General features: G+C 56.8%; 24 protein-coding genes. 5 read left to right on the plus strand and 19 right to left on the minus strand.

All coding sequences use genetic code 11. From position 1 onward, the window contains the following. The first annotated feature begins 9 nt into the window (after window positions 1–9). A complete protein-coding gene (locus tag APU02_RS01905) occupies window positions 10–984 on the plus strand; it encodes an aldo/keto reductase (protein WP_060569061.1) in 975 nt (324 codons plus the stop codon). 55 nt (window positions 985–1039) lie between these two features. Here APU02_RS01905 and pgpA read toward each other — a convergent pair whose 3' ends face one another. The 6 genes from pgpA to nrdR all read right to left on the minus strand — a co-directional run bounded on the left by pgpA (window position 1040) and on the right by nrdR (window position 5143). Further along, entirely contained in the window at window positions 1040–1555 is a 516-nt protein-coding gene (pgpA, locus tag APU02_RS01910) for a phosphatidylglycerophosphatase A (protein WP_042285958.1), read from the minus strand. Beyond that, window positions 1533–2510 carry a thiamine-phosphate kinase gene (gene thiL, locus APU02_RS01915; protein WP_042285959.1) on the minus strand — a complete coding sequence of 326 codons (978 nt, stop codon included), beginning with the start codon at window positions 2508–2510 and terminating at the stop codon, window positions 1533–1535. Before thiL ends, pgpA begins: the two co-directional genes overlap by 23 nt. Window positions 2511–2587: 77 nt before the next feature. Next, window positions 2588–3007, minus strand: coding sequence for a transcription antitermination factor NusB (nusB, locus tag APU02_RS01920; RefSeq protein WP_042285962.1), 420 nt, complete (start codon window positions 3005–3007; stop codon window positions 2588–2590). A 19-nt stretch (window positions 3008–3026) separates the two neighbouring features. Beyond that, window positions 3027–3497, minus strand: coding sequence for a 6,7-dimethyl-8-ribityllumazine synthase (ribE, locus tag APU02_RS01925; RefSeq protein ID WP_042285964.1), 471 nt, complete (start codon window positions 3495–3497; stop codon window positions 3027–3029). A gap of 89 nt (window positions 3498–3586) precedes the next feature. Continuing rightward, window positions 3587–4690, minus strand: a complete 1104-nt coding sequence (gene ribD / locus APU02_RS01930) for a bifunctional diaminohydroxyphosphoribosylaminopyrimidine deaminase/5-amino-6-(5-phosphoribosylamino)uracil reductase RibD (protein WP_060569062.1) — start codon at window positions 4688–4690, stop codon at window positions 3587–3589. 3 nt (window positions 4691–4693) lie between these two features. After that, entirely contained in the window at window positions 4694–5143 is a 450-nt protein-coding gene (nrdR, locus tag APU02_RS01935; protein WP_012904816.1) for a transcriptional regulator NrdR, read from the minus strand. A 152-nt stretch (window positions 5144–5295) separates the two neighbouring features. Here nrdR and APU02_RS01940 point away from each other — a divergent pair, with 152 nt between their 5' ends. Next, window positions 5296–5835, plus strand: a complete 540-nt coding sequence (locus tag APU02_RS01940; protein WP_060569063.1) for a DUF3251 domain-containing protein — start codon at window positions 5296–5298, stop codon at window positions 5833–5835. A 299-nt stretch (window positions 5836–6134) separates the two neighbouring features. Further along, window positions 6135–6989, plus strand: a complete 855-nt coding sequence (locus tag APU02_RS01945; protein WP_042285970.1) for a nucleoside-specific channel-forming protein Tsx — start codon at window positions 6135–6137, stop codon at window positions 6987–6989. A gap of 25 nt (window positions 6990–7014) precedes the next feature. On the opposite strand, the gene APU02_RS01950 is transcribed toward APU02_RS01945, so the two are convergent. The 7 genes from APU02_RS01950 to queA all read right to left on the minus strand — a co-directional run bounded on the left by APU02_RS01950 (window position 7015) and on the right by queA (window position 13747). After that, window positions 7015–7746 (minus strand): YafY family protein, encoded by a 732-nt coding sequence (locus tag APU02_RS01950; RefSeq protein ID WP_042285971.1) that lies wholly within the window; start codon window positions 7744–7746, stop codon window positions 7015–7017. Between the two features lie 15 nt (window positions 7747–7761). Continuing rightward, window positions 7762–8133 (minus strand): VOC family protein, encoded by a 372-nt coding sequence (locus APU02_RS01955; RefSeq protein WP_042285972.1) that lies wholly within the window; start codon window positions 8131–8133, stop codon window positions 7762–7764. 152 nt (window positions 8134–8285) lie between these two features. After that, on the minus strand, window positions 8286–9257 hold the full coding sequence (secF, locus tag APU02_RS01960) for a protein translocase subunit SecF (RefSeq protein ID WP_042285973.1): 972 nt from the start codon (window positions 9255–9257) through the stop codon (window positions 8286–8288). Window positions 9258–9267: 10 nt separating this feature from the next. Next, window positions 9268–11115, minus strand: coding sequence for a protein translocase subunit SecD (gene secD, locus APU02_RS01965; protein WP_072197058.1), 1848 nt, complete (start codon window positions 11113–11115; stop codon window positions 9268–9270). A gap of 26 nt (window positions 11116–11141) precedes the next feature. Beyond that, window positions 11142–11474 carry a preprotein translocase subunit YajC gene (gene yajC, locus APU02_RS01970; protein ID WP_012904809.1) on the minus strand — a complete coding sequence of 111 codons (333 nt, stop codon included), beginning with the start codon at window positions 11472–11474 and terminating at the stop codon, window positions 11142–11144. A gap of 22 nt (window positions 11475–11496) precedes the next feature. Then, on the minus strand, window positions 11497–12624 hold the full coding sequence (tgt, locus tag APU02_RS01975; RefSeq protein ID WP_042285978.1) for a tRNA guanosine(34) transglycosylase Tgt: 1128 nt from the start codon (window positions 12622–12624) through the stop codon (window positions 11497–11499). A gap of 52 nt (window positions 12625–12676) precedes the next feature. Further along, on the minus strand, window positions 12677–13747 hold the full coding sequence (queA, locus tag APU02_RS01980; RefSeq protein WP_060569065.1) for a tRNA preQ1(34) S-adenosylmethionine ribosyltransferase-isomerase QueA: 1071 nt from the start codon (window positions 13745–13747) through the stop codon (window positions 12677–12679). Between the two features lie 92 nt (window positions 13748–13839). Between queA and acpH the strand changes: the two genes are divergently transcribed. Together acpH and APU02_RS01990 are read left to right on the plus strand one after the other, a co-directional pair. Then, window positions 13840–14421 (plus strand): ACP phosphodiesterase, encoded by a 582-nt coding sequence (acpH, locus tag APU02_RS01985; protein WP_042285982.1) that lies wholly within the window; start codon window positions 13840–13842, stop codon window positions 14419–14421. 126 nt (window positions 14422–14547) lie between these two features. Further along, window positions 14548–15150, plus strand: coding sequence for a peroxiredoxin (locus APU02_RS01990; RefSeq protein ID WP_042285985.1), 603 nt, complete (start codon window positions 14548–14550; stop codon window positions 15148–15150). Between the two features lie 50 nt (window positions 15151–15200). Here the strand turns inward: APU02_RS01990 and APU02_RS01995 are convergent, their stop codons facing one another. From APU02_RS01995 to malZ, 6 genes are all read right to left on the minus strand, one after another. Beyond that, complete coding sequence (locus APU02_RS01995) at window positions 15201–16595, minus strand: DUF3999 family protein (RefSeq protein ID WP_060569066.1); 1395 nt, start codon at window positions 16593–16595, stop codon at window positions 15201–15203. Then, complete coding sequence (locus tag APU02_RS02000; protein ID WP_060569067.1) at window positions 16592–19237, minus strand: DUF2339 domain-containing protein; 2646 nt, start codon at window positions 19235–19237, stop codon at window positions 16592–16594. Before APU02_RS02000 ends, APU02_RS01995 begins: the two co-directional genes overlap by 4 nt. A gap of 159 nt (window positions 19238–19396) precedes the next feature. Next, window positions 19397–21265, minus strand: a complete 1869-nt coding sequence (locus APU02_RS02005; RefSeq protein ID WP_060569068.1) for an amidohydrolase — start codon at window positions 21263–21265, stop codon at window positions 19397–19399. A gap of 21 nt (window positions 21266–21286) precedes the next feature. Next, entirely contained in the window at window positions 21287–21832 is a 546-nt protein-coding gene (locus tag APU02_RS02010; RefSeq protein ID WP_060569069.1) for an antibiotic biosynthesis monooxygenase, read from the minus strand. 48 nt (window positions 21833–21880) lie between these two features. Then, window positions 21881–22522, minus strand: coding sequence for a hydrolase (locus APU02_RS02015; protein ID WP_042285998.1), 642 nt, complete (start codon window positions 22520–22522; stop codon window positions 21881–21883). Between the two features lie 190 nt (window positions 22523–22712). Further along, entirely contained in the window at window positions 22713–24530 is a 1818-nt protein-coding gene (gene malZ, locus APU02_RS02020) for a maltodextrin glucosidase (RefSeq protein WP_060569070.1), read from the minus strand. Between the last annotated feature and the right edge of the window lie 148 nt (window positions 24531–24678).

Genomic DNA, 24678 nt, shown 5'->3' on the forward strand with positions numbered 1-24678 from the left:
AGCGAAACAATGCAATACAACGTCTTAGGAAAAACCGACCTTCGGGTCTCCCGCCTGTGTCTGGGCTGTATGACGTTTGGCGAACCGAGCCGCGGCAATCACGCCTGGACGCTTCCCGAAGAAAGCAGTCGTCCGATCATCAAACACGCCCTTGAGGGCGGCATCAACTTTTTCGACACCGCCAACAGTTATTCCGCAGGCAGCAGCGAAGAGATTGTCGGTCGCGCCCTGCGCGATTTCGCCCGTCGTGACGAGGTGGTGGTGGCGACCAAGGTCTTTCATCAGGTTGACGACCTGCCGGAAGGTTTATCCCGTGCGCAGATCCTGCGCTCTATCGACGACAGTCTGCGGCGTCTGGGTATGGACTACGTTGATATCCTGCAAATTCACCGCTGGGACTACAACACGCCGATAGAAGAAACGCTGGAAGCGCTGAATGATGTCGTGAAAGCCGGGAAAGCACGTTACATCGGCGCATCCTCAATGCACGCCTCGCAATTTGCCCAGGCGCTGGCTCTGCAAAAACAGCACGGTTGGGCGCCGTTCATCAGTATGCAGGACCATTACAATCTGATCTATCGTGAGGAAGAGCGCGAGATGCTGCCGCTGTGCTATCAGGAGGGCATCGCGGTAATCCCGTGGAGTCCGCTGGCGCGGGGTCGTCTGACCCGTCCGTGGGGGGAAACTACCGCGCGCGTCGTCTCCGATGAGGTGGGTAAAAATCTGTACCGTGAAAGCGACGAAAACGATGCGCAGATCGCCGCCCGCCTGGCAGGCGTTAGTGAAGAGCTTGGCGCGACGCGCGCTCAGGTGGCGCTGGCGTGGCTGCTCAGCAAACCCGGTGTCGCCGCGCCGATTGTCGGCGCATCTCGGGAAGAACAACTGGATGAACTGCTGAACGCGGTGGATTTAACGCTGAAGCCGGAGCAAATAGCCGAACTGGAAACACCGTACAAACCGCATCCGGTGGTGGGATTCAAGTGAAGACAGCGCCCGATAGCACGACGCTATCGGGCCTCTCCCGCATTTCAGGAATCGGTTAAAACATACCGATCGGCCAGTGGTGGCCGATAAAATACAAAATACCGGCAGAAATCACCCCTGCAACGATATCGTCAACCATGATCCCCATCCCACCGTGGACGTTGCGGTCAAACCAACGGATCGGCCATGGCTTCCACATATCAAGAATGCGGAAAATAACGAACCCGGCTGCCACCCACTGCCAGTCGCGGGTCGGCAGCGCCATCAGGGTGATCCACATCCCGATGAATTCATCCCAGACAATACTGCCGTGATCATGGACGCCCATGTCTTTCGCCGTCTGATGGCAAAGATAGACCCCGATACAGATGCCCAGCATCACCACCAGTGAATAGAGCTGCCAGGGCAGAAAGGTCATCACATACCAGAACGGGATCGCCGCCAGTGACCCCATCGTGCCCGGAACCACCGGACTCAGACCACTGCCAAAACCGGTAGCCAACAAATGCCACGGGTTAGTCAGTTTCAGGCGGCTTTTCGCCGTATCTTTATGACGTGGCAAAATGGTCATATCCTTTCCAGTCGAAGGTGACAGGCTCGCCGTCACGCGTAAAACAGATCCCTTCCACATCCGCGCTCATTTGCCCGATGCAGGTAAACGGCACGCCGAGATGGCCGAGCGCGACATCCAGCGCCCCGCGATTCAGTTCCGGTACCGTAAAGCATAATTCATAGTCTTCGCCGCCGGAGAGCGCCCAGCGCAGCGCCTGTTCGCTTTCGACATGACGTTTGACCGCGTCGGAGAAAGGCAGCGTTTCAATGTCTATGCGCGCGCCGCAGGCGCTGGCTTTGACGATATGCCCAAGATCGGAAATCAGCCCATCCGACAGATCGATCGCCGCGCTCGCCTTGTCGCGCAGCGCCTGCCCTTGAAGAATACGCGGCGTCGGTCGCAGGTGGCGTTTTAGCAGATATTCCCGGTCAACCTCATCCGCAACCTGTAAACGGTGCTGTAAAATCGCCAGCCCTGCCGCGCTGTCGCCTGGCGTACCGGTAACGTAAATCCAGTCGCCCGGCTTCGCCCCTGAGCGTTTCAGGGCGCGGCCCGCAGGGACGTAGCCGTGGATACCCAGCGTCATGGAGAGCGGCCCACGCGTGGTATCGCCGCCAATCAGCTGCATATCGTAATAATTGAGTAGTTCGAACAGACTGTCGCTGAATATTTCCAGCCAGCGTTCATCGACCTCCGGCAGCGTTATCGCCAGCGTCAGCCACGCCGGATCGGCGCCCATTGCCGCCAGATCGCTTAAATTGACCGCCAGCGCTTTATACGCCAGGTCCGCCGGATCGATATCGGCCAGGAAGTGATTGCCCGCCACCAGCGTATCGGTACTGATCGCCAGGGTCTGTTTTTCAGGAATATTCAGGAGTGCGCAATCGTCGCCAATACCGGTTTCGACATCGAGACGAGAGCTTCTAACACGGTCAAAATAACGGGCAATCAGGGAGAACTCGCCGCATGCCATACGTTATGCCTCAGCAGAAATAAAGAAAAAGCCGCCAGCGGAGCGGAGGCGTCCCCGCGTCACTGACGGCCTGGTGATTACTTTTTGTTGGGGCGAATCGCAGGCGCTGCTTTATCCAGTACGCCATTGACGAACTTGTGGCTGTCTTCTGCGCCGAAGGTTTTCGCCAGTTCGATCGCTTCGTTGATGGCCACTTTATACGGCACATCGCTACGCTTAGACAGCTCAAACAGCGCAATGCGCAGGACCGCTTTTTCCACCTGACCCAGTTCTTCCAACAGGCGGGACAGGTAAGGCTTCATCAAACCGTCCAGGTACGCGCTGTTAGTCGCCACCCCGGACAGCAGTTCGCGGAAGTACATGACGTCAACATCTTTTACGTCCTGTTCTGCCAGGAACTGGTATTCAACATCAGCGATGTCGTTCTGGGACAACTGCCAGGAGTAGAGCGCCTGAACGGCACACTCACGAGCGCGGCGACGAGCAGCAGGTTTCACGGATTTCCCCTTACAAAAATCAGGCCTTGATGGCTTTCAATACATTAATCATTTCAAGCGCGGTCAGTGCAGCTTCCGCGCCTTTGTTACCGGCTTTGGTGCCAGCACGTTCAATCGCTTGTTCAATGCTTTCGGTGGTCAGTACGCCAAAGGCGACAGGAATTTCGCTGTCCTGAGCGACATGCGCCAGGCCATTGCTTGCCCCACCAGCAACATATTCAAAGTGTGCGGTGCCACCACGGATCACGGTGCCAAGCGCAATCACCGCGTCATATTTACCGGTTTTCGCCAATGCGCCAGCCGCCAGCGGCAGCTCGTATGCGCCTGGAACCCAAACGACGGTAATATTTTCATCTTTAACCTGGCCAATGCGTTTCAGTGCGTCAACCGCACCGTCCAGCAGGCTGTCATTGATAAAGTTGTTGAAACGCGCAATGGTGATGGCGACGCGAGCGTCCGGAGTAGCAACGTTAGCTTCAATAATGTTCATATTCTTCCTTCGGGTTCGGTATAAGCCCCCGCAGGGGGGCGGATTTTATCATAAATATCGTCGCGCTGCTTCCTAAATTCAGGCAGCCATTACGCCGGAATCAAATGCAGGCAAACGTCCGGACCTACACGACGTATCTCATTGAATGTAAACTTCGGCGCCTGGCTAAGTTGTTCAAGCCCTGGCAGGACGCATAATCCGCGGGCGTCATTGCCTAACAGTGTAGGCGCAACATAAACGATTAGCTCGTCCACCACGCCAGCCTGCAGCAGCGCGCCCGCAAGGGTCGGCCCCGCCTCCACCCAGAGGCTGTTGATCTGCTGTTTGCCTAACAACATCATCAGCACCACCAGATCAAGATGGCCATTGTGTTCCGGCACCAGAAGCGTACGCACCGTTTCCGGCCACTGGCGGGAATCATCTTTGGTACGCGCAAACCAGGTTTCTCCCGGCTGCTGAACAATGCGGTGTTCCGGCGTCACGCGATTCTGACTGTCGATCACAATCCGCACCGGTTGGCGCAGCGTGTCCTGCGGGTATACCGCCTGCGTCGCGTCGTCCAGTTCAGTCCAGCGTACGGTCAGTTGCGGATCGTCCGCCAGTACCGTTGCGCTACTGGTCAGGATGGCGTGGCTTTGCGCACGCAGACGCTGAACGTCGCGTCGCGCCTGCGGCGAGGTGATCCACTGGCTTTCACCGCTCGCCATCGCCGTACGCCCGTCCAGCGAGGCGCCGAGCTTAAGCTGAACATACGGAAAACCGGTGCGCATTCGCTTGAGAAAGCCTTTATTTAACGCTTCCACTTCGCGCATCATCAGACCGTGGCTGACGTCGATCCCTGCCTGTTGCAGACGGTACAGCCCACGTCCGGCCACCTGTGGATTCGGATCCTGCATCGCCGCGACCACGCGTGATACTCCGGCAGCAATCAGCGCATCGCAGCACGGCGGGGTGCGGCCATGGTGGCTACAGGGTTCAAGGGTAACGTAAGCCGTCGCGCCTTTGGCTTTTTCGCCGGCCATCCGCAGCGCATGGACTTCGGCGTGGGGTTCCCCGGCGCGGTGATGGTAACCTTCGCCGACAATTTCGCCCTCTTTCACAATCACGCAACCGACGTTGGGATTGGGGTGAGTGGTGAACCGCCCGCGCGCAGCAAGCTTCAGCGCGCGCGCCATGTATATCTCATCCTGCATGGCTTAGTCCTGTAGGCGAGCGATCTCTTCGCCGAATTCTTTGATATCTTCGAAGCTACGGTAGACGGAGGCAAAACGGATATAGGCGACTTTGTCGAGTTTTTTCAGTTGTTCCATCACCAGATTGCCGATCATTTTACTCGGCACTTCACGCTCACCGGTGGCGCGCAGCTGCGACTTGATGTGGTTCAGCGCCATTTCGACGTCATCTGAACTGACCGGACGCTTTTCCAGCGCACGTAACATGCCGCTACGTAGTTTTTCTTCATTAAAAGGTTCGCGCACGTCGTTGCTTTTCACAACCCGTGGCATCACAAGTTCCGCGACTTCGAAAGTGGTGAAGCGTTCGTTACAAACCAGACACTGCCGACGGCGGCGTACTGACGATCCCTCGCCCACAAGACGAGAGTCAATTACTTTCGTGTCTACGGCGAAACAAAATGGGCAATGCATACGGCGTCCTGACCAGGTGGTTAACAGAAATCTATTTTACCCTGAACTGACGTGACAACAAAGGCGCAACGCTTTTGAGACAAAGGATCGGTGTCTTTGCGCCGTTTACGCACTACCATTAGGTCAGTGCAATATTCCAGGAAAACCGCGATATGACAAAACGTTACCTAAGAATTCTCCTGGCGGGAAGCCTGTTTAGCCTTACCGCCTGCGCCCAGCAAAGCGAGGTTCGTCAGATGCATCAAAGCATCAGTACGTTAAATAAAGAGATGAATCAGCTTAATCAGGAAACGGTAAAAATTACGCAGCAGAACAGCCTGAACGTGAAATCCACCCGCGGCGTGTACCTGTTGCCGGGCTCAAATACGCCGGCGCGTCTGAACAGCCAGATTGGCACGCTGCGCATGTCGCTAAAAAATATCGCGCCGAATGCTGACGGCACACGCGTGACGCTACGGATTCAGGGTGAGTCCAACGATCCGTTACCGGCTTTCAGCGGCACCGTTGAATATGGGCAAATTCAGGGAACAACTGACAATTATCAGGAAGTCAATGTGAAGAATATGTTGATTAACGCCCCTGCCAGCCTCCTGGCGCCAGCCGATGTGGACATTCCGCTTCAACTTAATGGTGTTACACCCGAGCAGTTAGGCTTTATCCGTATTCATGATATCCAGCCTGTGACGCGCTAAACGCTTCTGCGGAACGTTTTGTGCGTTCCGCAACATCTCACCCGCCCTTTTTGTGACTCTACTGACATCACCGAAATTTTTGCTAATCCTTTGCAACATTCACCAAAGTCAGTACAATCGCCGCGCTAAAACACGCAAACGTGAACGCAATCGATTACGTGAATGATAGAAATGTGAAACATGACAGATTTTTGTGAGCAATGATTTTTATAATAGGCTCCGCAGAAACACGAAATATTTAGAAACCTAATTCGCGCCTTTTTCACTCCCGTTAGGGATTTTCAATCAGTGGCATAAATATGAAAAAAACATTACTTGCAGCCGGTGCAGTGCTCGCGCTTTCTACGTCTTTCACCGTGAACGCCGCCGACAACGACAAACCGCAGTATCTTTCCGACTGGTGGCACCAGAGCGTCAACGTTGTGGGTTCCTACCATACCCGCTTCGGACCGACACTGCGCAATGACACCTATCTGGAATACGAAGCTTTCGCCAAAAAAGACTGGTTTGATTTCTATGGCTACGTCGATGCGCCTCGCTTCTTCGGCGGCGACAGCAACTCCCGCGGGATCTGGAACCACGGTTCTCCGCTGTTTATGGAAATCGAACCACGCTTCTCGATCGATAAGCTGACCAACAGCGACCTGAGCTTTGGTCCGTTCAAAGAGTGGTATTTCGCGAATAACTATATCTACGATATGGGTCGTAACAGCGAAGGCCGCCAGAGCACCTGGTATATGGGTCTCGGTACCGACATCGACACAGGGTTGCCGATGAGCCTGTCCCTGAACGTCTATGCGAAATATCAGTGGCAGAACTACGGTGCGTCCAATGAAAACGAATGGGATGGCTACCGTTTCAAAGTGAAATACTTTGTGCCGATTACCGATCTGTGGGGCGGTAACCTGAGCTACATTGGCTTCACCAACTTCGACTGGGGCTCTGATCTGGGCGACGATCAGTACCGCACCAGCAACTCTATCGCGTCCAGCCACATTCTGGCGCTGAACTACGATCACTGGCATTACTCGGTGGTCGCCCGTTACTTCCATAACGGTGGTCAGTGGAAAGATGGCGATGAGCCGGTATGGCAGGCGGAACCGATCAAGTCTAACGGCTTCGGCTGGTACCTGGTGGTAGGTTACAACTTCTAAGTAGCGCAAATAGCCGGGTGGCAACTTATGCCTGACCCGGCCTCCGCGCGTCGCCCGCTGTTCCGCAAGCGGGCTTTTTATCGCTTACCTTGCGCAAAAAATCCGCCAACGAGCGCTCTGCACTCTCGCAAAAGCGCCGCTCCGTCATCGTGATCTGCAAACATCTGTCGAGCCGAAAGCAGCGATAATCATCCCGCCGTTCGCACCAGGCGACCAAAAGCCAGTATTCGCCCCAGAAATACATCCCCAGCGGCTGCACCTCCCGCCAGGAGAGCTGTCCGGCCTCGTCGCGATAATGCAGCGCCAGCACCTGTTGGCCGGAAATGGCGCGATGAATAAGGTCGAATGCGCTGCGAGAATGCGGCTGTGTCCCAAAGTCCGGGGCGAATATCCGCGCCTGCTCGGCTTTACGGCGGCTTTCTTCCGGCAGGATAGCCAGCACTTTCTCTTGTGCTGACGCCAGTTCGCGCGACAGGGAATCTCCGCCCCAGGTCGTCAACAGACGAATAGCCGCAATCAGCGCTTCGGATTCCCGGTGAGTCAACATCAGCGGCGGCAAATCAAATCCCGCCATCAGGCGATACCCACTGCCCGCCTCTCCTTCCACCGGTACTCCGGACAGCGACAGGTCGCGGATATCACGGTAGATCGTCCGTTCTGACACCTCCAGCCGCTCGGCAAGTAGCGCCGCCGTCGTCAGTCGCCTGCCGCGCAGGATCTGCACAATCTGAAACAAACGGTCGGCGCGACGCGTCATAGTGACTCTCTTACGTTAAGCGGGTTGATGTAATCCGACACGGTTACCTTCGCTGTCGGTAAACAGCGCCACGGTGCCAATCTCGTTGCCCAAATCGATCGGGCCGAACACGCATTCACCACCGGCGCTGGCGACGCGATCCAGCGTTGCCGCAAGATCGTCGGTGTGCAGATAAACGATTGCGCCCTGCGGCGAAGGCAAGACGCCGTCGATTTTCGCCAACGCGCCGCCGGTAGCCGGATCGTCATAGGGAAAGACCGCCAGATCGGCACAGTCCATTTTTTCGCGGCGCAGCGACAGCCCCAGCACCGGCTCATAAAACGCGATAGCGCGCGCCATATCGGTGACGGGAATTTCAAACCAGTTAATGATGCTTTTACTTTTCATCCTTCCTCCTGCCTGTGTGGTTGAGTTCAGAAGAAGAATAAAACAGGGCTCCTGACAGCATACTGTCAGTAATGATTGCGGAACAAGCCAGAAAGGAAAAAGAAAAATCCCGATCTTACGACCGGGATTTCATCAGGGAGCTGAACACCAGGTTACGGCAGAATTGACGGCTGATCCGCCCCTTCTTTTTCGACTTTCTGCTGCAGCATGTGCTCGCGTTTCATACCCAGCTTCAGCGCCAGCGCCGACGCAACGTAGATGGAAGACGCGGTACCGATAGAGACACCGATCAGCATGGTCAGCGAGAAGCCTTCCAGCACCGGGCCGCCGAACAGGAACAGCATCAGAATCACCATCAACGTGGTACCGGAGGTGATCAACGTACGGTGTAGCGTCTGGGTCAACGACACGTTAAAGATTTCGTACGGCGTACCGCGACGAATCTTGCGGAAGTTCTCACGGATACGGTCAGATACCACAATGCTGTCGTTAAGTGAGTAACCGATAACGGACATCAGCGACGCCACGATTGTCAGGTCGATCTCAATATGGAACAGCGACAGGATCCCAAGCGTGATGATCACGTCATGCGCCAGCGCGATCACCACCCCGGCCGCCAGTCGCCACTCGAAGCGGAAACCGACGTAAACGAGGATAGAAATCAGCGCGGCTAACAGCGCCATCGCGCCGGTTTGCGCAAGGTCAGCACCCACGCTCGGTCCGACGAATTCAATTCGCTTCACCGCCGCGTTCTGGTTGGTGGACTCGTTAATCACACTCAACACTTTGCTGCCCAGCACCTGGCCGCCGTTCGCCCCTTCGGTCGGCGGCATACGAACCATGATGTCGTGACTGCTGCCGAAGTTCTGTAAAAGCGGATCAACAAAGCCCGCTTTTTCCAGCGCATCGCGCATCACATCCATCTCCGCAGGTTTTTCCAGCGTGATTTCGATAACCGTACCACCGGTAAAATCGAGCCCCCAGTTAAAGCCGCGTACGCCCATAATCACAATGGCCGCAATCAGCAGAGCGCCTGAGATGCCGAAAGCCCAGTAGTCCCAGCGCATAAAGTCCCAGACTTTACGGCCATGGTTCAATTGTTCAACAGTATATTCCTGTGCCACTTCGCACTCCTCAGATTGACAGCTTTTTGACGCGCTTGCCGCCATACAGCAGGTTTACGATGGCACGTGTACCGACAATTGCGGTAAACATTGACGTCGCTACACCGATACCGGTCGTAATCGCGAACCCTTTAATCGCCCCGGTGCCGACCGCGTACAGAATGATAACTTTGATCAGCGTGGTGATGTTCGCATCGAAAATAGAGCTGAACGCCCCCGCATAACCTTCGTTAATCGCCTGCTGCACCGAACGCCCGTTGCTCAACTCTTCTTTGATACGTTCGTTGATAAGCACGTTCGCATCGACGGCAACGGCAAGGGTTAAGACGATCCCCGCAATCCCAGGCATACTCAGCGTGGCCCCCGGCAGCAGCGACATCACGCCGACAATCAGCACCAGGTTTGCGATCAGCGCGCTGGTCGCAATCAGACCAAACTTCTTATAGAACAAGATCATGAACAGAATGGAGACCGCCAGACCCGCCAGGCACGCTTCCAGACCCTGCTTAATGTTCTGCATACCCAGGGTTGGACCGATGGTCCGCTCTTCAACAATCTGAATCGGCGCAATCAGCGCGCCGGCACGCAGCAGCAGAGAGAGCTGACGCGCTTCGTTCGGGTTGTTGATGCCGGTAATACGGAAGCTGTTACCGAGACGAGACTGGATGTTGGCGATGTTAATCACCTCTTCCTGTTTCACCAGCACGGCACGACCGTTGGCGTCTTTCTTACCGCTGTCCTTATACTCCACAAACAGGGTCGCCATCGGCTTGCCGATATTGTCCTTGGTGAAGTTAGACATGATGTTGCCGCCTGCGCTATCGAGCGAAATGTTCACCTGCGGCTGGTTATACTCGTCCTGGCTGGACGTAGAGTCGGTGATATGGTCACCGGTCAGGATGACGCGTTTGTACAGCACAACCGGCTGGCCTTCACGCATCTGCTTCACTTCGGAGTCGCCCGGTACGCGTCCGGACGCTGCCGCAGCCTGGTCTACGTTGGTGTTAACCAGACGGAATTCCAGCGTCGCGGTCGCGCCAAGGATCTCTTTCGCGCGCGCCGTGTCCTGAATGCCAGGCAGTTCAACCACAATGCGGTCAGCGCCCTGGCGTTGCACCACCGGCTCGGCGACGCCCAGCTGATTCACACGGTTACGCAAAATATTGATGTTCTGCTGAACCGCGTATTCACGCGCTTCGCTTAAGCGCGCATCGGTCATTACCGCACGCAGCGCGTTGCTTCCCTGGCTGGAGATCACCAGATCCGGGTGGCGTTTGCTGAGATACGCAATCGCGTCGTCACGCGCGCTGGCATCACGGAAATTGATGCTCAGACCGTAGTTGTCTTCTTTACGAACGGTAGTATACGGGATGCCTTTTTCACGCAGATCGCTGCGCAGGCTATCGATATTTTGTTCCTGCAATTTACCCAGCGCGGTGTCCATATCCACTTCCATCAGGAAGTGAACGCCGCCACGCAGGTCAAGACCGAGTTTCATCGGTTCTGCTTTGATGGCAGCCAGCCAGCGCGGGGTAGCCGGAGCAAGGTTAAGCGCCACGACGTATTTATCACCCAGCACGCCCACCAGCGCTTCACGTGCGCGCAGTTGAGTGTCGGTGGTGTCGAAGCGCGCAAGAATAGCGCCCTCTTCCAGTGCCACAGACTTCGCGGTAATTTTTTCTTTTTGTAACGTATTCTGGACCTGGATCAGCGTTTGCTCACTGGCGGCGACACCGCGCGCGCCAGTGATTTGAACGGCCGGATCCTCACCATACAGGTTGGGAAGCGCATACAGCAGACCGACGACAATGACGACGATCAGCATGACATACTTCCACAAAGGATAACGGTTTAACACGGCAGTTCCCTTCGGGAAAGTTACTATTACAGCGCCTTCATGGTGCCTTTCGGCAGAACGGCAGCTACGAAGTCACGTTTGATAACCACTTCCGTGGTGTCATTCAGCGCGATAGCGATGTAGCCAGTTTCTGCTACTTTGGTCACACGACCCACCAGGCCGCCATTCGTCAGGACTTCATCACCTTTCGCGATAGAATCCATCAGCTTTTTGTGCTCTTTGGTGCGCTTCTGTTGTGGGCGCAGGATCATGAAATAGAAGATCAGGCCAAACACAACCAGCATCAGAATCAGAGACATCGGGCTGCCCTGCGCCGGAGCACCTGTTGCCGCTACCGCATCAGAAATAAAAAAGCTCATTCAAATTCCCTCATTATTAAAATTAATCAACGTTTAAAGGTGGAACAGGTCGACCCTGACGTTGGTAAAAATCGGTCACGAAGCTCTCTAATTTACCTTCTTCAATAGCCTTGCGTAAACCCGCCATCAAACGCTGGTAGTAACGCAGGTTATGAATGGTATTGAGTCGCGCGCCCAATATTTCGTTGCAACGATCGAGATGATGCAAGTAGGCGCGTGAATAATTGCGACAGGTATAGCAATCACACTCAGCGTCGAGTGGGCTGGTGTCGCTTTTATGCTTCGCGTTACGAATTTTCACCACGCCGTCGGTCACGAACAGGTGACCGTTACGGGCGTTGCGGGTTGGCATCACGCAGTCAAACATGTCAATACCGCGACGTACGCCTTCAACCAGATCTTCCGGTTTACCGACACCCATCAGGTAACGCGGTTTATCTGCCGGAATTTGTGGGCAGACGTGCTCCAGAATGCGGTGCATGTCCTCTTTCGGTTCACCCACAGCCAAGCCGCCGACAGCGTAGCCATCAAAGCCAATCTCTACCAGACCTTTCACGGAGATATCGCGTAAATCTTCGTAAACGCTGCCCTGAATGATGCCAAAAAGCGCATTTTTGTTGCCGAGGCTATCGAAACGGTCGCGGCTACGCTTCGCCCAACGCAATGACATCTCCATCGAACGTTTAGCATAGTCCCAGTCCGCCGGATACGGCGTGCATTCGTCAAAGATCATCACAATATCGGACCCGAGATCGTACTGAATCTCCATCGATTTTTCCGGATCGAGGAAAATCGGATCGCCGTTGATCGGGTTACGGAAATGGACACCCTGCTCGGTGATCTTCCGAATGTCGCCCAGGCTGAACACCTGGAATCCCCCGGAGTCGGTGAGGATCGGGCCTTTCCACTGCATGAAGTCATGCAGATCGCCGTGGAGTTTCATGATCTCCTGGCCCGGACGCAGCCAGAGATGGAAAGTATTACCGAGGATAATTTGCGCGCCGGTGGCTTCCACCTCTTCCGGCGTCATCCCTTTTACGGTGCCGTAGGTGCCCACAGGCATAAAAGCAGGCGTTTCCACTACGCCACGATCAAACACCAGGCGACCGCGACGCGCACGACCATCGGTGGTATCAAGTTCGAACTTCATTATTTCTCCTGCATCAGAGAGACAGTCTGATGGTGATTACAGTGCCGCGGCCTTAGTCCCCGACACGCTCATTCAAAGCCTGCGGATTGTACGTGATAAACATCGCGTCCCCGTAGCTAAAAAAGCGATATTTTTGTTCTACCGCAGCCTTGTAGGCGTTCACTGTATGCTGATAACCGGCAAACGCGGAGACCAGCATGATAAGCGTAGATTCCGGCAGATGGAAATTGGTCACCAGCGCATCAATGACTTTGTACTGATAGCCGGGATAGATGAAGATCTGCGTATCGCCAAAAAACGGTTTGATGATGTCGTTTTTCGCCGCCTGCGCCGCGCTTTCAAGAGAACGCACCGAGGTGGTGCCGACCGCCACCACACGGTTGCCGCGCGCTTTCGCCGCCAGCACCGCATCAACCACCTCTTGCGGCACTTCGGCATACTCAGAGTGCATGATGTGATCTTCGATAGTGTCCACGCGTACCGGCTGGAACGTCCCCGCGCCGACATGCAGCGTGACAAACGCCATCTCAATACCTTTGGCGCGCAGTTTTTCCAACAGCGGTTCGTCAAAGTGCAAACCGGCGGTTGGCGCCGCGACCGCGCCAGGCTTTTCGCTGTAAACCGTCTGGTACAGCTCGCGGTCGGCCTCTTCGTCCGGGCGCTCAATATACGGCGGCAGCGGCATATGGCCAATGGCGTTGAGGATATCAAGCACCGAGCGTTCGTCATGGAACGCCACTTCAAACAGCGCATCGTGGCGCGCGGTCATGGTTGCTTTAATGCTCTCGTCATCGCCCAGCAGCAGTTCTGCGCCCGGCTTCGGCGCTTTGGATGCGCGAATATGTGCCAGAATACGTTTATCATCAAGCATACGTTCGACCAGCACTTCAATCTTGCCGCCGCTGGCTTTACGGCCAAACAGGCGCGCCGGGATCACGCGGGTATTGTTAAAGACCAGCAGATCGCCAGGGTTGAGCTTGTCGAGCAGATCGGTGAAAGTACCGTGCGTCAGCGCGCCCGTTGGCCCGTCCAGTGACAGCAAGCGACAGCTGCTGCGCTCAGGCATGGGATAGTGAGCAATCAGGGATTCAGGTAGTTCAAAGGAGAAATCGGCGACGCGCATGACGTATACTCGTGACTTAAAAACAGGCGGCATAGTCTAGTGCTCACACCCTTTTGCTGCAACAACTAGCCGCCACCGGACAAATAAAACGCATGAATTTTCTCGCTCACCTGCATCTCGCGCACCTCGCGGACAGCTCCCTTTCCGGCAATTTGCTGGCCGATTTCGTGCGCGGCAACCCTGCCGATATCTACTCGTCAGAGGTTGTCGACGGGATTTTTATGCACCGCCGTATCGACGTGCTTACCGATAACCTGCCGGAAGTAACGGAAGCCAAAGCCTGGTTCCGTCCCGAAACTCGCCGTGTTGCGCCGATTACCCTTGACGTGATGTGGGATCATTTTTTGTCGCGCCACTGGGAACGGCTTTCGCCGGAGATGCCGTTGCCGGAGTTTGTGCGCTATGCCCATCAGCAGGTGTCGATCATTCTGCCAGACTCGCCGCCGCGTTTCGTTAATCTCAATAATTACCTGTGGTCGGAACGCTGGCTGGAGCGTTATCGCGAGATGAATTTCATTCAGAACGTACTCAACGGCATGGCCAGTCGTCGCCCGCGTCTGGATGCGCTGCGCGACTCCTGGTACGACCTGGACGAACATTACGACGCACTGGAAACGCGTTTCTGGCAGTTCTACCCGCGCATGATGGCGCAGGCGAGAAATAAGCAGCTCTGACAGCATGATCAATGATAGGCAAAAGCTTGCTGAACGATTGTCGCCACCTCTTTGTCTTATTCGCGAACACTCTCTATACTGGCCCGCGTTGCGTTCCAAAAACCCTTAACTTTGCAGGAGAATAATATGGTACTGGTGACTCGTCCGGCTCCGGATTTTACAGCAGCTGCGGTACTCGGTAGCGGTGAAATCGTTGAAAACTTCAATTTCAAACAGCACACCAACGGTAAAGCGACCGTTCTGTTCTTCTGGCCAATGGATTTCACCTTCGTTTGCCCGTCCGAACTGATCGCGTTCGACAAACGTTATGAAGAATTCCAGAAGCGCGGCGTTGAAGTGGTTGGCGTTTCCTTTGACTCCGAATTCGTCCACAACGCATGGCGTAACACCCCTGTCGACAAAGGCGGCATCGGTGCGGTGAAATACGCAATGGTTGCTGACGTTAAGCGTGAAATTCAGAAAGCCTACGGCATCGAGCACCCGGAAGCGGGCGTTGCGCTGCGGGGTTCCTTCCTGATCGACGCAAACGGCATTGTTCGCCACCAGGTGGTTAACGACCTGCCGCTGGGCCGTAACATCGACGAAATGCTGCGTATGGTTGACGCGCTGCAGTTCCACGAAGAGCACGGCGAAGTCTGCCCGGCACAGTGGGAAAAAGGTAAAGAAGGTATGAATGCGTCTCCGGACGGCGTGGCGAAATACCTGACCGAAAACGTTTCCAGCCTGTAACCGGCACGAATCACGTAAAAAGGCTCGCATAGCGAGCCTTTTTTATTGCGTTACGCCGCGCCGTCTTTTTTTACTTCACGCCAGAGACGAAAGGCCAGCAGCGCCAACAGCGCGACGCCGACAATCAGCACGCCCCAGACCAGCAACTGTTTTGCCTGGCTTTCACGTTCCGTCGCTGGGGTCGCAGTTAACCGTGATTCCCCGCCCAGTTTGACCGCTTCGTTGACGGAGGCCGAGGGTAGCGTCGCCACATCATAGGTTGTTCGCAAATCGGCCGGAATAAGCATATCCACGCCAACGCTTGCCGGTTCCGCTGCGCCATTCCCCCAGGCCAGCAGATAGGGGGCTTTCCCTTGCGCGTTGAACACCAGATCATAACGATCGCGGTAGCCTGTCACCTGCGGCAGCGTTTCCGGTAAGCGCGCGTTAAGCGTGGTGATTTTTATCGCCTCCACCAAGGTTCCGGGCAGCGGGACGGGCGCCGATGCCCTCCCCTCCAGCTGATAGAGCACCTCTTTTTTCAGCACCTGCCAGTCACTCTTCGCCGTACTGCGCCAGGCAATCTCGACGGGAAGAACGCCATCGCTGTTCAGAGTGATATCCAGCGAACTGAGCGGCTGAGGACGCGTCCACTGCCATTGCGCCTCCGTTGCCGACAACCGCCGTCCCTCGCCCTGCATCGCCATTTGCTCCGCCACGACGTGCGCGGGGGCGCTGACAGCCTTAACGCCCGTTAGCGCGACGGTGGCGCGGGGCGCTTCCAGCACAAGCAACAGATAACGAATGGCATGCGGGGATAACGTGATATCGACGTCAATCCTGTCGAGTTTCAGACGATCGTTGCCGCTGGCGATATCCATCAATGGCATCTCCTCGCGCAGCGAATGCCAACGCTTGAGATTGACGCTGTAATAGACCGATGCTTTCCCCTGCCACGGCGTCTGCGGTGTATCCCAGGCGAGCTGAAGTTGGGACAGCGAAACCGCTTCGCTCGCCTTTTCCGGCAACGTCAGCAAATAGTGCTGACCGACGGGTTTCGCTTTCTCCCCTTCCAGCACGATCTCTACGCCGCTTTTGGAACGCAGCAGGATTTTATCGGTGTCGTCTTCCGTTGTCTGGCGTGACGTTACCGGCGAAGAGTCCAGCGGGAACAGCCGCAGCGCCGTCGGCTCAGACGCCGCCTGCTGGCGCGCCGCCTTCACCAGGCTAAACGGCACCGCTTCTCCCCTTTGGTTAAATACGCGCACATCCTGCAGTTCCGGTGAGGCGCTTTGCTGATAGACGTCCTGAGGCAGCGCGATTCGGTACCACTGCGAAGGGGTGGATGTGCCAAGCGTCACGCCAAAAGCGTAGTCCTGCGGCGATGCCACTGGCGTCTCGTTACCCAATACCGGGCCAGCCAGCGTTAGCAGCGTGGTACAGACCACGGCGTTAATCCATTTCATTTTTCTTCTCCTGCTTTAGGCGGTAACGGTGAGAAATAGCCAACGATCAGCACCAGAATCGCCACGCCGATAAAGGCTACCGCGCGCGCCAGACCGCCCCCGCCAGCGCTGTCCACCAGCATCAGTTTAACAATCACCAGCCCCAGCAGCACCGCGCCGCAGAGCCATTCCCGCCGCGAGGCCCGACGGGTCGCATGCAGCATCATCACCAACGCGCTGAGCATCCAGAACAGGGCGAAACAGGTCTGAATAAGCCGCGAATGCCATAGTGATTCAAGCTCCCAGGCCACTTCGCCATACCAGGCGAGCGCACGAAGCAGGACACCGTTCAGCCACCAGAATGCAAGCGCCATCAGCGCGACCACGGGCCAGGGCTGGCATAAAGAGAGTGTCGCAGGAAAATAGCGCCGCGCGGCGCGGTACAACGCGACCAGCCCCAGCAACGCGAAGGCGGCGCCTTCCTCCAGTGGGTTAACCAGCGGCAGGTATGCCTGGCGGTACACTACGCCATCCTGTAAGTTTGCCAGCGCCAGCAAGCCTGCCAGCGCAACCGCTACCGGCACCATCGCCTGCACAGCATATAGCGCCGGCCAGACCTTAAACGGCCAGAACCGACGGCGCACCGCCGCGCCGATGAAAATAATCAGCAGCCCGCCTGTCGCCATCATCACGCCGCTTCCCCAGGCCGCCATGCCCCACGGCAAATCGCGGGCAAACCAGAACAATTCGGCGGCCAGCGCCAGTAAAAACATCCACAGGAGTGAAAGATGCAGCCCCTGGGAGATTCGCGGCGGTAACGCGCGCTCGTCGCGGCGCAGCAACATCAGCGCGGCAGGCAGCGCCAGACACCATGCCAGATTCTGCCAGCCCGCGGCAAACAGTGACTGGCGGGAAATTTGCAGCAAAAGCGCCAGCAACATCACCGGCCACAGCAGCCACTTACTGGCCTCCAGCGCGTGCCACGCCAGGCGTTTTCCGACGCTCCGCCAACCCCAGACCGACACCGCCATCAGCGCCAGCACGCCGGACACCACCCAGGCATCTTTGTTGAAGATTAATTGCGAAGCGCCGGCCAGCGCGATAAGCCAGAACAGCACCCCGCCCGCCAGCAGTCCCCAGCTTCCCCGTATCGCGATCTGCCGCCATAACCACGCTGCTGCCAGCCAGCACAGGCTGAGCACCGCGAAAATCAGCATCAGGCTCAGCGCATCGCTTGCATCCGTCAACGCCCACAACGCGCTGCCGAGCGCCAGCACCAGCAGCGCTGTGCCGCTGTAGCTCATACGACGTTGCTGCTGTTGAACGCCCAGCCATAAAATACCCAGGCCTTCCAGCGCCCAGGCCATCGCCGTCCAGCGCGCCGACAGCGCCAACGGGATAGCCAGCGTCGCAAATGCGCCGCCCAACGCCAGCGCCGCCAGCACCAGAGGACGTCCCAGCGACGGATAGCGACGCAGCGCCAGCCAGGCGAGACATAAGTAGACTCCGCCATAGCCCAGCGCGCTGAGCGCCGGACCGTACTCCCAGTGACGGGTCATCGCGTACTGCATCCCAAAACCTATTAACGGCGGTGCAAACAGCAGCACGCCGTCGACAATCTGTCGGCCTTTCTCCTGCACCCGCAGCGACAGCGCCACGCTCAGCACGCCAAAAATCAGGATATTCGCCGCCAGGAAAAGTTGGCAGGGAAGGTAATACGCTGGCTGATAGTCGCTCAGCCCCCACAGTCCGCCGACGCCAAAGGTAAAGAGCAGGCCGAGCAGATTAAGTTCGCGCCAGTGCTGCCAGATGCTGATCGCGAGAATGCCAACCGAAAGCAGTAAATAGAAGGAGAACAGCGCGACATAGTTGCCGCTGCCGGTAGACAGCAGCAGCGGAGCGAGATAGCCGCCGAGACTCGCCAGCATCGCCAGGCTGAGCGCCTTTTGCAATATCGCCAGCCCGACGCTCGCCGCACAGATGACCACCAGTAATCCAAAGGCCAGCGTCATCGGCAACATCTGCCAGAGACGAAAGGCGCCAAAGACCGTGAGATAGAGTGCGCCCGTTGCGCCCCCCTGCAAAATCAACGCATAGACGGGCTGTCTATGCCGCAGCCGCCAGCCGACGGCGAGCAGGACAATGGCAAACAGCGCAGCCGCCACCAGGCGCAGTTCAAGCGGGAACAGGGCGTGCTCAACCGTATAGCGCAGCAGAAAAGACAGCCCAAGAAACAGCAGCAGAATACCGAGTTTCGCCAGCGGGTTGCCCTGCATAAACCAGCGCGCCAGCGAAGTAATCATGCCGCCAAAGGCGGAAGGCGGCTTTGCCACTGCAGGGGCCGGGTCGCGCGGCGGGACACCATCGTGGTTTGCCGCGCGCTGAGGACGCTGCGCTCGCCACGGGCTCGCTGGTTCAGACGCAACGTCGGGCACAGATTCGGTCGGGATGACCGTTTCAACCGGCTGCGCTGGCGTCGGCGTTGTCTGCGCAACCGTCGGCGCTGCGACAGCGCGCTGCTCGAGTTCTTCCACCCGGCGGCGCAGTCTGGCAAGCTCATCGCGGGTGGTCGCGCTTCGGTTAAACGCGACAATCGCCAGGATCGGCACCACCACCAGCGCGAAAAACACGATGATGCAGCCAAGGATTAAAAGGTCGTCCATGTTGTCACCTTCACTGTACGGGATCGTCTAAGATTGACACAAATTGTTGCATTTGCGCTATCTCTGAAGATGAAAATGCCGGATGGCGCGTCAGCATCTCATCCGGCAACAACGGGACTTTACCGTATCGGGCAGGCGCCAGCGCCCCCGCCCGTCAGGTTAAAAAGCGAAGCAGGAACAGCCCAGCGCTCCCCAGAATGCGCGATCGTCGGAAACCGCAATTCCGGATTTTCGGGCAATGTCGTGCTGATGACCGTGAACGCCGCAACTGCCGCAGCACTGATGCATTTGCACTACCGCCCCCACCTTCGCCGACGCTGGCGGCGCGGCGCGGTAATGCCCAGGCACATTCACCACCGGCGACCAGTCCGGCACCACCGGGATAGCAGGCGGCGCCAGCGGCGTGAAAGGCCCGGCGGCATAGACCACTTTACCATCCACAACCGTCATCACTGACTCAATGCCTTTGATCTCCTCCTCCGCAACGCTGAAGTAGTCTTTCGACAGCACCACCAAATCCGCCAGTTGATCTTTCACAATGCGGCCTTTTTTGCCCTGTTCGCTGGAGAACCACGCGCTACCCGCCGTCCACAGCTCAAGCGCCACGTCGCGCGGCAAACGGTTGTTCTCGTCATACATCGCCGTCCCGCCCACCGTACGCCCGGACACCAGCCAGTAAAGCGCTGTCCACGGGTTATAACTGGCAACGCGGGTCGCATCCGTCCCCAGCCCGACCGGAACGTCGGCCGTCAACATTTTCGCGACCGGCGGTGTATGCTTCACCGCCTCTTTGCCGTAGCGATCAATAAAATATTCGCCCTGAAACGCCATGCGGTGCTGTACCGCTATCCCGCCGCCGAGCGCCTTTACGCGGTCGATGTTGCGTTCGCTGATGGTCTCGGCATGGTCGAAGAACCAGTGCAGGCCGTTAAACGGGATATCGCGATTCACCTTCTCAAACACATCCAGCATCCGGCCTATCGATTCGTCGTAAGTGGCGTGCAGGCGGAACGGCCAGCGGTGTTCGACCAGATGGCGCACCACGCGCTCCAGTTCATCCTCCATGCCTTCCGGCAGGTCCGGGCGCGGCTGAAGGAAATCCTCAAAATCCGCCGCCGAAAAGACCAGCATTTCTCCCGCCCCGTTCGCGCGATAAAAGTCGGTCCCCTGCCCCGGTTTGAGCATATCGGTCCAGCGCTCAAAATCTTCAAGCTCCTGCTGCGGACGCTGAGTAAACAGGTTGTAGGCAATGCGCACGGTCATCTGATCGTTTGCATGTAACTGCTCAATAATCTGATAATCTTCCGGGTAATTCTGGAAGCCGCCGCCCGCGTCGATGGCGCTGGTCAGCCCAAGGCGATTCAGCTCGCGCATAAACTGGCGGGTCGAGTTGACCTGCATGTCCAGCGGCAGCTTCGGTCCCTTCGCCAGTGTCGAATAGAGGATCATGGCGTTTGGTTTGGCGATCAGCATTCCGGTTGGATTACCGTTACCGTCGCGAACAATTTCGCCGCCTACCGGGTCTGGCGTTGCTTTGGTGTAACCGACCGCGTTCAGCGCCGCACGGTTGAGCAGCGCGCGGTCGTACAAATGAAGCACAAACACCGGCGTATCCGGCGCAGCCTCGTTAAGCTCCTCCAGCGTCGGCATTCGGCGTTCGGCAAACTGGAACTCACTCCAGCCGCCCACCACGCGAACCCACTGCGGCGACGGCGTTCGGTCTGCCTGCGCCTTCAGCATACGCAGCGCGTCCGCCAGTGACGGCACGCCTTCCCAGCGTAGCTCAAGATTGTAGTTCAGCCCTCCGCGAATCAGGTGCAGGTGCGAATCGTTAAGACCGGGGATTACGGTATGGCCTTTCAGGTCGACAACCTGCGTACCGTCAGCGGCCAGACCCATCATCTGGTCGTGGCTTCCCGTGGCGAGGATTTTACCGTCTTTAATGGCAACCGCTTCCGCATGCGGGCATTGGCTATCGAGGGTGTGTATTTTTCCGTGAGTCAAAATTAATGAGGCAGTGTGAGACATAATATTCTCCTGATGAGTCGGTCAGGCTTTTTTCAGCCAGCCGGCAAACAGACGGGTGACGATGGGCATCCAGAACCAGACAACCAGCGCAACCACGCACGCATCGTTGATCAGATGCAACGCTAACGATCCCTTCAGGGTGGGCAGGATCATCCCGGTCAGCCAGGGCACCAGATTGGTGCTGGGAAAAATGACCAGCAGGGTGATAAGAAATTGCTTCCAGCGGCGTGGCTGCCGGACATGCGGCGCGGGTGGGGTGAACCAGAACGCGGCTTCCGTATGAATTTCCGTTTTATCGCCATCCGACAGCAGCGGAGCGATTTCGTCGACCAGAATCCGCCGGGTGTCCGACTGCGTCCAGTTGTAGAGATGCTCGAGCGTGTCGAAGCGGATGATGATATTCCAGTGATTTTGCCCATCGGTGGGGCGAATGACGTTTGCCCCCAAATGACCGGGGAACTCCGCCGCGACCGGCATAATTTTTCCAAGCCATAATTCATACCGCGCCGCCTGTTCAGGCCGGAGAGTGTGGGTAATCACCAACGTCACAGATTTATTCTGCGCCATGACAAATTCCTTACCGAAGGTCAATGGCGGGTTGCCCCGCCATGGGAATCAGGCTTTACGTTCAGGCGCGCCATGTACCAGGGTGTAAGCGTAATCCACCCCCATACCGTAGGCGCCGCTGTGTTCACGCACCAGATCCATAACCGCGTCATAGGTCTCTTTGCGTGACCAGTCGCGCTGGTACTCAAGCAGAACCTGCTGCCATGTCACCGGCACCGCCCCGGCCTGCACCATACGATCGATAGCACGTTCGTGCGCATCAACCGACGTCCCGCCGGAAGTGTCGGTAACCACATAAACTTCGTAACCGGCTTCCAGCGCCATCAGCGCCGGGAAGGTCAGGCACACTTCAGTCCACAGCGCAGAAATAATCAGTTTTTTACGCCCGGTAGCCTCAACGGCTTTGACAAACGCCGCATCTTCCCAGGAATTCATGGACGTGCGTTCGATGGGTTTGACATCCGGATGAACAGCGAGCAATTCCGGCCAGATATAGCCGCTGAAACTTTTCGTTTCTACTGAAGTATAGATAACCGGCACATTAAATATTTTGCCTGCTTTCGCCAACGCAACCGTATTATTCTTTAAAAGCTGTCTGTCTATATTAGCTACACCGAATGACATCTGCGGCTGATGATCAATAAAAATCAGGGCGGAATTAGACGGATCAATCAATTCACGGATAGACATAAATACACCTTACAATCAATAAGTTATAGGTAAACTTCTGTGTGTGCCATATACGTTCGGGCCCGGATTGATAAAGCAAATTGAGTATAGCGAGAATTGATTGTGAGGATATTAAAGAAATTTGTCCGCTCTGTTTAATTTAACCGAACAAGATAAAAAGGCAGGTTTTAATACCTGCCTTTAATAAGGATTAATGACCTAACCAAATGGCAGCCGATATCGCCGGTAATGACAGTACGCAGTCCTGCAAATCGGCCTTACCTTCTTTGATCTGCCAGGCGTTAACATTTAGCAGCGGCGACGCCGGTAAAACCACCTCGCAGGCTTCGCCGCGGTTGATCGCGACCAGCACGCGCTGTTGGTTATAAACGCGTAAAAATACCACCACATTGTCTTGCGCATATATCACCTGACAGCCGCCATAGCGCAGCGCCTGGCTGCGCTGGCGCAGCTTCGCCAGACGCTGGTACAGCGCCAGCAGCGCGGCATCCTGCTTCTCCGCCTGCCAGGGGAAGGGTTTGCGGCAGAACGGGTCGTTGTTGCCATCCAGTCCCACCTCATCGCCGTAGTAAATGCAGGGGACGCCCGGCCAGCTAAACAGCCAGACAACCGCCAGCGGCAGACGCGCGACATCTTTTCCAAGCAGCGATTTAAACCGCGCCGTATCGTGGCTGTCGAGCTGGTTGAACATCCGCAACTGCTGCTGGTGCGAGAGCCCCGCGCGGTAATTCTCCATCCACGCCATACAGGTCTGCGCGTCAATCTGTTGCGGATCGTAAGAAATATCCGTGTTCGCGAGAAACCCCCACAGCGGGAAAGTAAAACCGCGGTAGTTCATCGCCGCGTCTTCGACGTCCGCCTGCAGCCACTGCCGCGCGTCGCCAAAGTGCTCGCCGACAATATAGGCTTCCGGCTGCGTCTCTTTCGCCGCCTGCGTAATGCCCGCGACGTGCCGGAGGTTATGCCGCGCTCCGCCGTCTTCGCCAAGCATATGCACCACATCGAGCCGCCAGCCGTCCATATTCCAGGGCGCTTTCAGCCAGTGGCGCACAATGCTGTCTTCACCGCGGTAAATTTCATTAACCAGACTTTCCGACCGGTAGTCCAGTTTTGGCAAACTGGGGTAGCCCAGCCAGTCCAGCGCGACGCCATCCTCTGAAAAGCTGTACCAGTCGCGCCAGGGAGACGCCGGATTATGGCACGCGCCGCCCGTCCCCCGGTTATGCCGGTCAAACCATGCATGGGAATCACCACTGTGGTTAAACACGCCGTCCAGCACCAGCCGTATCCCCTGCTGCTGCGTCTTCTGCCGCAAACGCATCAGCGCCGGATCGCCGCCAAACTGCGGATCCACGTGACGATAATCTTCCGTGTCATATTTATGCACGCTTGGCGCGGTGAAGACCGGATTCAGATACAGCGCGGTCACGCCGAGCTTTTTCAGATACGGCAGCTTCTCGCTGATCCCATCCAGATCGCCGCCATAAAAGGTCGATCCCCCGGCCTGCGCGGTCAGGGGATCGTCCCAGTCGCGCAAAACAATGTCCTGACCCGCCGCATGATGGAAATAGACGTTATCCTGCTGCGCCTCGCGCGGCTGGCTACGCGCAAAACGATCGGGGAAGATCTGATAAAAAATTTGATCGGCCACCCACTGCGGGCCGTTATCCGGCACGTCAACGGCAAACTGCTCAAGGCGGGCCGGCGGGAAGCGGCTGAATCCCTGTGGCGTAAACCAGCGCTGGCGATCGTGCCAGAGCAGCTTAAAGCTGTAGCGGCGACGCGGCTGGCCGCGACTCAGGTCGATGACCGCGCGCCATGCGGTGACGCCGGGATGTGGCTGGCTGCGCAGTTTGTGCATTGCCAGCGACGTTTCTTCGTTGTCATTTTCCGCGCGCAGCGTCACGCGTTGAGGCAGGTTTTCCCCCGCCAGCCAAAGCGTAATGCTCAGTTGCGCTTTGTTTTGCTTAACAAATGGGGCAACCGGAAGGTGCCAGGCGTTCAACATCACGTATCCCCTTTGATGAAAATGCGCTCACCTTGCCACAGCAATTTACAGGATAACTCATCATCTGCAGGTTTATTGGGGGAGGAGTGTGGGGGAGGATATTTTGACGGCATTGCCGGGTGGCGACGCTGACGCGTCTTATCCGGCC

This window comes from Citrobacter sp. 50677481 (assembly GCF_001463265.1).
In the GTDB taxonomy this organism is placed as follows: Bacteria; Pseudomonadota; Gammaproteobacteria; order Enterobacterales; family Enterobacteriaceae; genus Citrobacter_A; species Citrobacter_A sedlakii.

What these genes read in the sequence shown, in the direction of transcription:
- nrdR (WP_012904816.1), bottom strand. Translation starts at nt 5,143, where the DNA reads ATGCATTGCCCATTTTGTTTCGCCGTAGACACGAAAGTAATTGACTCT.
- tgt (WP_042285978.1), bottom strand. Translation starts at nt 12,624, where the DNA reads ATGAAGTTCGAACTTGATACCACCGATGGTCGTGCGCGTCGCGGTCGC.
- malZ (WP_060569070.1), bottom strand. Translation starts at nt 24,530, where the DNA reads ATGTTGAACGCCTGGCACCTTCCGGTTGCCCCATTTGTTAAGCAAAAC.
- thiL (WP_042285959.1), bottom strand. Translation starts at nt 2,510, where the DNA reads ATGGCATGCGGCGAGTTCTCCCTGATTGCCCGTTATTTTGACCGTGTT.
- APU02_RS01905 (WP_060569061.1), top strand. Translation starts at nt 10, where the DNA reads ATGCAATACAACGTCTTAGGAAAAACCGACCTTCGGGTCTCCCGCCTG.
- yajC (WP_012904809.1), bottom strand. Translation starts at nt 11,474, where the DNA reads ATGAGCTTTTTTATTTCTGATGCGGTAGCGGCAACAGGTGCTCCGGCG.
- ribD (WP_060569062.1), bottom strand. Translation starts at nt 4,690, where the DNA reads ATGCAGGATGAGATATACATGGCGCGCGCGCTGAAGCTTGCTGCGCGC.
- APU02_RS01995 (WP_060569066.1), bottom strand. Translation starts at nt 16,595, where the DNA reads ATGAAATGGATTAACGCCGTGGTCTGTACCACGCTGCTAACGCTGGCT.
- APU02_RS02010 (WP_060569069.1), bottom strand. Translation starts at nt 21,832, where the DNA reads ATGGCGCAGAATAAATCTGTGACGTTGGTGATTACCCACACTCTCCGG.
- APU02_RS01990 (WP_042285985.1), top strand. Translation starts at nt 14,548, where the DNA reads ATGGTACTGGTGACTCGTCCGGCTCCGGATTTTACAGCAGCTGCGGTA.
- APU02_RS01950 (WP_042285971.1), bottom strand. Translation starts at nt 7,746, where the DNA reads ATGACGCGTCGCGCCGACCGTTTGTTTCAGATTGTGCAGATCCTGCGC.
- ribE (WP_042285964.1), bottom strand. Translation starts at nt 3,497, where the DNA reads ATGAACATTATTGAAGCTAACGTTGCTACTCCGGACGCTCGCGTCGCC.
- APU02_RS01940 (WP_060569063.1), top strand. Translation starts at nt 5,296, where the DNA reads ATGACAAAACGTTACCTAAGAATTCTCCTGGCGGGAAGCCTGTTTAGC.
- APU02_RS01945 (WP_042285970.1), top strand. Translation starts at nt 6,135, where the DNA reads ATGAAAAAAACATTACTTGCAGCCGGTGCAGTGCTCGCGCTTTCTACG.
- acpH (WP_042285982.1), top strand. Translation starts at nt 13,840, where the DNA reads ATGAATTTTCTCGCTCACCTGCATCTCGCGCACCTCGCGGACAGCTCC.
- APU02_RS02015 (WP_042285998.1), bottom strand. Translation starts at nt 22,522, where the DNA reads ATGTCTATCCGTGAATTGATTGATCCGTCTAATTCCGCCCTGATTTTT.
- pgpA (WP_042285958.1), bottom strand. Translation starts at nt 1,555, where the DNA reads ATGACCATTTTGCCACGTCATAAAGATACGGCGAAAAGCCGCCTGAAA.
- APU02_RS01955 (WP_042285972.1), bottom strand. Translation starts at nt 8,133, where the DNA reads ATGAAAAGTAAAAGCATCATTAACTGGTTTGAAATTCCCGTCACCGAT.
- APU02_RS02000 (WP_060569067.1), bottom strand. Translation starts at nt 19,237, where the DNA reads ATGGACGACCTTTTAATCCTTGGCTGCATCATCGTGTTTTTCGCGCTG.
- queA (WP_060569065.1), bottom strand. Translation starts at nt 13,747, where the DNA reads ATGCGCGTCGCCGATTTCTCCTTTGAACTACCTGAATCCCTGATTGCT.
- APU02_RS02005 (WP_060569068.1), bottom strand. Translation starts at nt 21,265, where the DNA reads ATGTCTCACACTGCCTCATTAATTTTGACTCACGGAAAAATACACACC.